This is a genomic window from Microbacterium sp. Y832 (assembly GCF_057669765.1).
This window is the reverse complement of sequence record NZ_JBYHFM010000011.1, coordinates 1-6,930: the sequence shown is the minus strand read 5'-3', so window position 1 is coordinate 6,930 and position 6,930 is coordinate 1. Positions and strand designations below refer to the sequence as shown.

Annotated in this window: 5 protein-coding genes and 1 pseudogene; 2 read left to right on the top strand and 4 right to left on the bottom strand. The window is 67.0% G+C overall.

Annotated elements, in window-relative coordinates:
• Positions 1 to 1,767 (bottom strand): LVIVD repeat-containing protein (locus tag AC25YV_RS12730; protein WP_488124227.1); only part of this gene is annotated, 1,767 nt, incomplete at its 3' end.
• Between the two features lie 228 nt (positions 1,768 to 1,995).
• Here AC25YV_RS12730 and AC25YV_RS12725 point away from each other — a divergent pair.
• Complete coding sequence (locus AC25YV_RS12725) at positions 1,996 to 2,652, top strand: DUF305 domain-containing protein (protein ID WP_488124226.1); 657 nt, start codon at positions 1,996 to 1,998, stop codon at positions 2,650 to 2,652.
• Positions 2,653 to 2,685: 33 nt separating this feature from the next.
• On the opposite strand, the gene AC25YV_RS12720 is transcribed toward AC25YV_RS12725, so the two are convergent.
• Both AC25YV_RS12720 and AC25YV_RS12715 read right to left on the bottom strand, forming a co-directional pair.
• A complete protein-coding gene (locus AC25YV_RS12720) occupies positions 2,686 to 3,327 on the bottom strand; it encodes a DUF1275 family protein (protein ID WP_488124225.1) in 642 nt (213 codons plus the stop codon).
• A gap of 112 nt (positions 3,328 to 3,439) precedes the next feature.
• Positions 3,440 to 4,480: a hypothetical protein gene (locus AC25YV_RS12715; RefSeq protein ID WP_488124224.1), complete on the bottom strand. Its 1,041-nt coding sequence runs from the start codon at positions 4,478 to 4,480 to the stop codon at positions 3,440 to 3,442.
• 100 nt (positions 4,481 to 4,580) lie between these two features.
• Between AC25YV_RS12715 and AC25YV_RS12710 the strand changes: the two genes are divergently transcribed.
• Positions 4,581 to 5,135: a TetR/AcrR family transcriptional regulator gene (locus AC25YV_RS12710; protein WP_488124223.1), complete on the top strand. Its 555-nt coding sequence runs from the start codon at positions 4,581 to 4,583 to the stop codon at positions 5,133 to 5,135.
• Positions 5,136 to 5,615: 480 nt separating this feature from the next.
• On the opposite strand, the pseudogene AC25YV_RS12705 reads toward AC25YV_RS12710, so the two are convergent.
• Positions 5,616 to 6,602, bottom strand: a pseudogene (locus AC25YV_RS12705) (Abi family protein).
• Between the last annotated feature and the right edge of the window lie 328 nt (positions 6,603 to 6,930).

Below are 6,930 nucleotides of genomic sequence, written 5' to 3'. Positions count from 1 at the left end.
GGTCAGCGAGTCGGCGAGCTCACGCAGCGCGTCAGCGGCAGCACCAGGGCCGGCCGCGACAGCGGCAGCCTCGAGCGCGGCCTTCGCCTGGTGGGGGCCGTAGCCCTCAGCAGCAGCGATCTGCGAACGCACCGTTGCCAGCGCCTCGCCCGACAGCGTGCCCGCACGCTCAGCCTGGTCCACGAACGACTTCGCAACCGCGTAGCTCGCAGCGTGCGAGATCTTCGGCTGGTGCTGCGGGTTGAACTCGTCGAGCTGGAACTCGGTCGCAGCCGCGATCTCGTTCGCGCTCAGGTGCTCGCTCGGCTTCAGCGCGAGGCTGTCGAAGCCGCGGCCGATCTCCGAACCGAAGATGTGACCGTTGTACCAGTACGTCGACCAGTAACCGGCCAGCGTCAGGGCGCTGCCGTTGATCGGGCCGCGGTCGAAGTAGCCGATCTCGACCGGGTTGGCGGAGTCGGTGAAGTCGAACACCGAGAGACCGCCCTGGTACCAGGCCTGGACCATGATGTCGCGACCCGGGACCGGAACGAGCGAACCGTTGTGCGCGACACAGTTCTCCTGCGCCGTCTGCGGGGCGGGCATCTTGTAGTAGCTGCGGAACTCGAGCTTGCCGTCGACGATGTCGAAGATGGCGTTGGCGCCCCAGTTGAGCGGGTCGACTGCGCGGCAGCGAGCACCGCTTCCGCCACCCCACTCGTCGGTGAAGACGACCTTGGTGCCGTCGTTGTTGAACGTGGCCGAGTGCCAGTAGGCGAAGCGCGGGTCGGTGACGGCATCGAGGCGAACCGGGTTGGCCGGGTCGCTGATGTCGATCAGGATGCCGTTGCCCTCACAGGCGCCGGCAGCGAGGCCGATCTCGGGGTACGACGTGATGTCGTGGCACGCGTCCGCTGCAGACGTGGACTGCATGCCCTCGCCGTGGCTGCCGCCGGGCCACAGGCCCGCGGGGCTGCCCGTTGCCGGGTCGCTGAAGATGCGGGCGTGGTTGACGATTGCCGCACCGGCCGGGTTGGCCAGCGGAACCTTGATGACCTCGACGAGGAAGCGCGCGCCCAGGATGGGGTTGCCCTCAGCGTCGAGCTGTGACTCGATCGTGTTGCCCGCGACGTTCGTGCAGCCGCCGGCGACGTTCGTCGTCGTGGTGCGGACGCCACCGGTGCCCGAGACGTAGACGTAGACGTTCTCGGCGTCATCGGGGTCTTCGACCACGGTGTGGGTGTGCGATCCTCGGCACGTCTGGACGCCGGTGACCTGGAACGGGTTGTTGATGTCACTGATGTCGAAGATGCGGACACCGCGGAAGTTCTGCGGGTCGGTGACAGGAGTGTTGTTGGCCGATCCGCAGTCGAGGCGGCCCGGGGCCGATTCGACCGACATGAACAGCAGGTCGCCGTAGACAGAGACATCGCCCTGTCCACCGGGACACAGGAACGACCCCGTCAGCGTCGGTGCTGCGGGGTTCGAGATGTCATAGATCTGGAAGCCGTTGTAGTTTCCGTTGATCGCGTAATTGCCAGTGTACGCCATGTCGGAGTTGTAGTTGCCGAAGCCTTCGGGCTTGGCCTGCGTCGAGAGCAGGTCGACGTTGCTGGCGGCGGTGCCTGCGTTGTACAGGCCGGCGGCGAGCCCCTCGCGGGGGTCTGCCTGCGTGTCGGCCGTTGCGACGGTGGCGGTAGCCGTCACCATCGACATGCCGAGGGCGACGGCGCCCACGGTGGCCAGTGCGCGCGCCTTCCAGCGTGCGCGTTCGGGTTGTGTGTTCATTCTGAGGTTAGGCCTTTCAATCGTCATCGATTTGTAGCTTCATTGCTTTGGCCGAAGAGCACTCCGCGCCCCGCGGGCGGGTCGTGGTGCGCGCTTCGCATACTTCACGGATATGCAGTTATATGTAGGGGAATCTATAGGTCTGCTGGGAACAGCGCTACCCGTAACGCGATAACCGATGACGTGACGGATGATGGGCCGACACTCAATGACGAGAGGTGCACGACGATGACGCGATGGACCCGGCTGGTTTCGACGGGTGCGGCGGTCATGCTCGCGGTCGGCCTCACAGCCTGCACGAGCGAGGCTGAGGCTGTGCCCACGTCGACGGCGCCGGTCGTGCAGCTGGGGGGTCCGGGGCAGCCCAATCGCACGCTGTCGCCCGAAGAGGCGGCCGCGATCCAGGGTCCCCCGTACGTGGAAGAAGACGTCGTCTTCGTGCGCGACATGCTGCACCACCACTCGCAGGCGATCATCATGACCGACCTCGTCGCCGAGCGCTCCGATGACGAAGAAGTCAGGCTGCTCGCTCAGCGCATGGCCATCGGCCAGGAAGAAGAGATGCGCCAGATGGAGGCGTGGCTGCAGGAGCGCGGCGAACCGGCCCGCGATCCGGATGCCGGCCACGATGCGCACGCCGGCATGCCGGGTCTGCTCACCGACGCCGAGCTCGATGCTCTCGCCCGCGCCGAGGGTGCGGCCTTCGACCGGATGTTCCTCGAGTTCATGATCAGGCACCACGAGGGGGCCGTCACGATGGTCGTCGACCTCTATGCGTCGGGAGGCGGCCAGGAGATCGCGATCGACACGATCGCCCGGCACGTCGAGGCCGACCAGAACATCGAGATCAAGCGCATGCAGGGAATGCTCGCCGACCGGTCCTGACCGGCGCGGGCCGGATGCGGCATCCCCCAGCGCTCAGACGTGGAACAGCGCTCGAGTCGGGGGAAGGGCGAGCATCATGGCGAGGCCGATGACCGGCATCCACAGGGCGGCGGTGCCGACGAGTGAGAAGGCGCCGGCACCCGCGACGGCGCCGAGAGCGATCGCCAGCCACAGCACGAGGTGCCGCACCCATGCCCACGGCGGGCCGCCCTTGAGTGCGGTGACCAGGGTGGTCGCGAACTTGACGAGTGCGCCGGTCATGTAGGTGATCCCGAACGGCACGTCGCCGCCGCGGGCGAAGACCGTGTTGAGTGCGCCCATCGCCAGGGCCAGCAGCGCGCCCGTCGCCCAGGTCCATCCGACGGCCGAGGTGACTGCGGCCGCGGCCACTCCGATCAGAACGAGGAGCATCCGGATCTCGCCGCGCGCTCGTCCCCCCGGAAGGCTCGTGCCGATCATCGCTCCGATGACGAAGGCCGCGATGAGGAGGAACCCCGTGGCGGCGGCGGCGAAGCCCGCACCCGCGAGGTCGACGCTCGCGCGGGTCGTGTTGCCGCTCATGAACGAGACGAAATAGCCGCCGAGGTAGACGAACCCGAAGCCGTCGACGAAGCCCGCGAAGGCGGAGAGCACGGCGGCTGCCGCGAACGTGCGATTGCTCAACGATCGGACCATGCGTTCTCCCCGTGGTCTTCCCTCAGAGGTGTGACCTGATTCTCCTCAGGTCGCGGGCTCGAGCCAACCCGCCGTCTCGGACGAAGCATGCAACCCTTGCCGAAGCGTCGGATCAGGTAGTGCGCTGCGGTGAGCGACGCGACCGGCGCGCCGCGATCGCGAGCATCACCCCGCCCGCGGCTGTCCAGGTGGCCAGGACGAGGGCGGCGCCGAGCCCTCCGGCGCCACCGAAGTAGGCCACCGCGCGCACGAGCGTGCCGGCTGAGCCGGGCGGCAGCGCCTGGCCCATGGCGCCGAGCCAGCCCGGCAGCCATTCCGCTGACGTCGAGATCCCTGCCAGCGGGTTGCCGAGGAACATCATCACCATCGCACCGATCGTGAATCCCTTGCCGCCGAAGAGCTCCTTGAGCCCGGCCAAGGGAAGCGCGAGGGCCGCGATGCCCAGGGTCATGGCTCCGGCGACGGGCCAGAAGGCGGCCGTCGAAATGCTGCCGAACAGGAAGGCCAGCACGGCAGCCACAACGGCACCGCCGATGACGGAGAAGCCCAGAATGCCGCCGACTGCCCAGCCGAGGCGTCGGGGGAACACGGCACGGAAGGCGACGGCCGGCACGATGCCGCCGAACACGAGCGGAAAGGCGAGTCCGCCGATGCCGACACCGGACGGATCAGCCGCGGGCAGCGGCACGACGTCGGTCTGAGCCGCATCCATGCCCAGCTGTGCGGCCAGCGCTTCGCCGGTCGCCCCGACGGTGGAAGAGATCGTGACGGATCCGGCACTGGCCACGAGGGTGTGCACCGCGCCGTCCTCCACCACGAATCCACCTGCCACTTCGCGCTCGCGGATGGCGGTGGACAGGTCCTCGGCCGACTCATAGACGGACAGCTCGAAGGCGTCCGGGTTCGCGGCCGCCAGGCCGGCATCCACTTGCGCGATGCTCTGCGAAGACCCCACGATGCCCAAGGGCAGGTCGTGCGCCCCGCCCTTGAGCGAGGGCATGATGAAGACCACCAGCAGAAGCGTGAGGACCACGGACAGGCCGAGCGTCAGTGCCGCGAGCATGATCGCCGCGGGCGGGCGGCGCTTGCTCGTGGCGGGTGCTTCCTCCGATGAAAGGGCGGTACGGGGTTCGGGGGTGGCGTGCGTTGTCATGGGCCTCGGATCGCAGATGCGGAGGCTACTCCTCCGCTTAGGCGGATGAATATACTCCGCTTAGCTGGGAGAATCGCGAAGATGAGGAAGGTGGTGGCGGATGCGCGCGGATGCAGCCCGTCGGCGGCAGGCGATCGTTCATGAGGCGCGTCGCCTCTTCGCCGCGCGGGGAAGCGGCGTGGCGCTGGAGAGTGTCGCTGAGGCGGCCGATGTCGGCATCGCCACGCTCTACAGGAACTTCCCCACTCGGCTCGACCTCATCGACGCGGTGATCGGTGCGAGCCTCGAAGACATCGCCGCTGCCGCGAACGGGGCGCTGCCGACCATCCAGCGCAACCCGGATGCCGCGTGGCGGGAGTTCCTGGACCGCCTCGTCGCGTTGGATCTCGGCGCGCTCACCGACGCCCTCTCGCAGGTGGTGGGCGGTGGGCTGTCGGCCGCGCTGCGTGATGCGCAGAGTGCGGCGCTCGCTGAGGTCGACCGCGTCCTCGTGGAGGCGCGTGCCCACGGACTCGCCGACGAGAGCCTTTCCGCCCTGGAGCTGGTCCTCGCGATCGGCATCCTCTCGCGCCCGCAACCCGAGGCCGTCCGCGCGCTGGCGCCCGGGTTGGAGCGCCGTCTGGTCGCCATCTTCGCCACCGGCATCCGCCCCTGACGGGAGGGCGGCGTGTGGGGCTGTCTCGCGAGATCCAGATGCCGGAACGGCACGGTCACCGGGCTCCCCGTCAGGTCTGATCGGCCTCCTGCCGGGAAAAGCGAAACCCCCGCCATGTAGAAGCTAGGCGAGGGTTTCTAGGACCGTTGTAACGACGATCCGTGTGGCTCCGACGGGCGTCGATCCCGTGACCTCACGATTTTCAGTTGTTTGCGGTGGCTTTTTGGGTACTCGTTAGCACTCATTGCCCGCGTGATTTCGCGGTTCGAGTGCTCATTGATGTTCGTTCGTCGTGGTCGTTTCGGGAGAGTTCCCGGCACATTCCCGGCACAGATTCCGTGCTACTTGTGCGAGCGCCAACCGGGTGACCTCCACGCGGCACGTCGCTCGGCGCTCGCAGAACGGAGACCGCGTGCGACAGGTACAGCAACCGCTTCTGCTCGTTGCGCGGCACCGATCCCAGCCTAGCCAGGCGAGGGCTTACCTCCAGAGCGTCGCGCTCGACCAGTCGCTCGGGACACCCATCGTCTGCGTCGTGAAGCCTGACGAGGCCGGGAAGTCATGGAGGAGGTCGGCTGCTTTGGCAGGCCAGCCGGACGCGGGATCCACGGACGGCAACAGAAAGGCAATGACGGCAAGCGCGTTGGATACGCCGAAGACGCTCTTCGCTGTGGTCTCGTTCCGGAGGTGATCGAGTAGCGGAACGACTCCCTTGGGTGGTCGTTGAGGTGCGACGACGAGCTTGCGGTTGTAGAGACGCGCGTGGTGCGCTGCGACGTTTCGGACGTAGTTGAGGCTCGCAAGCCAGCTCGACATGACGCGTTTTGTGGGCACATCGAACGCTCGCGCGATCTAGGTTGCGAGATCGTTCGATAGCCCGGCATAGAGCCGCGCCAGATGCCCAAGCTCGAGGATCTCGGTGAGCGCCCAGATTGGCATCGTGTCGTCGTACTTGGTGCGAAAGTGGGCGACGAATGCCTCGTCTGAACCGAGTCGGCGGACGTCGACACGTTGCAGCCACTCGATATGACGGCTGGTCGGCTCGCCCGTGGCCGGGTCGGTCGAGGTCCCGGTAAATGACGTGACGAACGTTGAGTCGTGGAGGTGCGCGAATGGTGATCGTCGTCCGAGGACGTACCCCACTTGCATCCGGAGCGCGACTTCGATGCGTTCGACGCCATCCAGCACGAGGAGGCGTAGCTTGCGATCGAAGTCGATGATCTGTGATGCGTGGGCGAGGGAGGTTCCTTCGCGGTACTGGCTCACGATGCGGACGCCCGGTTCGCCGTTGTCATCGACGAATGACTCCGACATCCGGAAGGGGTATAGGTAGCCGGTAAGTCGGTAGTAGCCGATGGCGTTGAGCAGACGTACGGCGTCGGCGTGGTCCCCTACGTCGACACCGCGCTCGCTCAGTTTGCGGATCTGATCATCGATGGAGAGCCAGGGTTTGGCGTACTCGACCATCCATCCTCCTGGAAAAGAAAATCAGCCCGAGCCGTGAGGCGAGCGGGCTGATCGTGATGGGTCCACCGTACCACCCGCAGCTGACTCGCGGGGGAGCTTGCGCGTTGTCACAGGGAAGGCCCACGAGGGGACGGTGCGCCGAACAAGTTATCCAGTCGCTCCGCCCCGCGTCGTGCCGCGTCCGACCTCGCGCGGCTGTACCGCTCGGTCATCTGCAGGGTGGAGTGCCCCATGATGGCTTGCACGTCGTTCGCGGCAGCGCCGCCGTCGAACAGCAACGTAGGGGACTGTCTGAATAACGGTGTGTGGGGTCCGGTCTGATCCGAGA

Bases quoted from the DNA above. Each gene is read 5' to 3' on its own strand.
- AC25YV_RS12725 (WP_488124226.1), top strand. From the start codon at position 1,996: ATGACGCGATGGACCCGGCTGGTTTCGACGGGTGCGGCGGTCATGCTC.
- AC25YV_RS12720 (WP_488124225.1), bottom strand. From the start codon at position 3,327: ATGGTCCGATCGTTGAGCAATCGCACGTTCGCGGCAGCCGCCGTGCTC.
- AC25YV_RS12715 (WP_488124224.1), bottom strand. From the start codon at position 4,480: ATGACAACGCACGCCACCCCCGAACCCCGTACCGCCCTTTCATCGGAG.
- AC25YV_RS12710 (WP_488124223.1), top strand. From the start codon at position 4,581: ATGCGCGCGGATGCAGCCCGTCGGCGGCAGGCGATCGTTCATGAGGCG.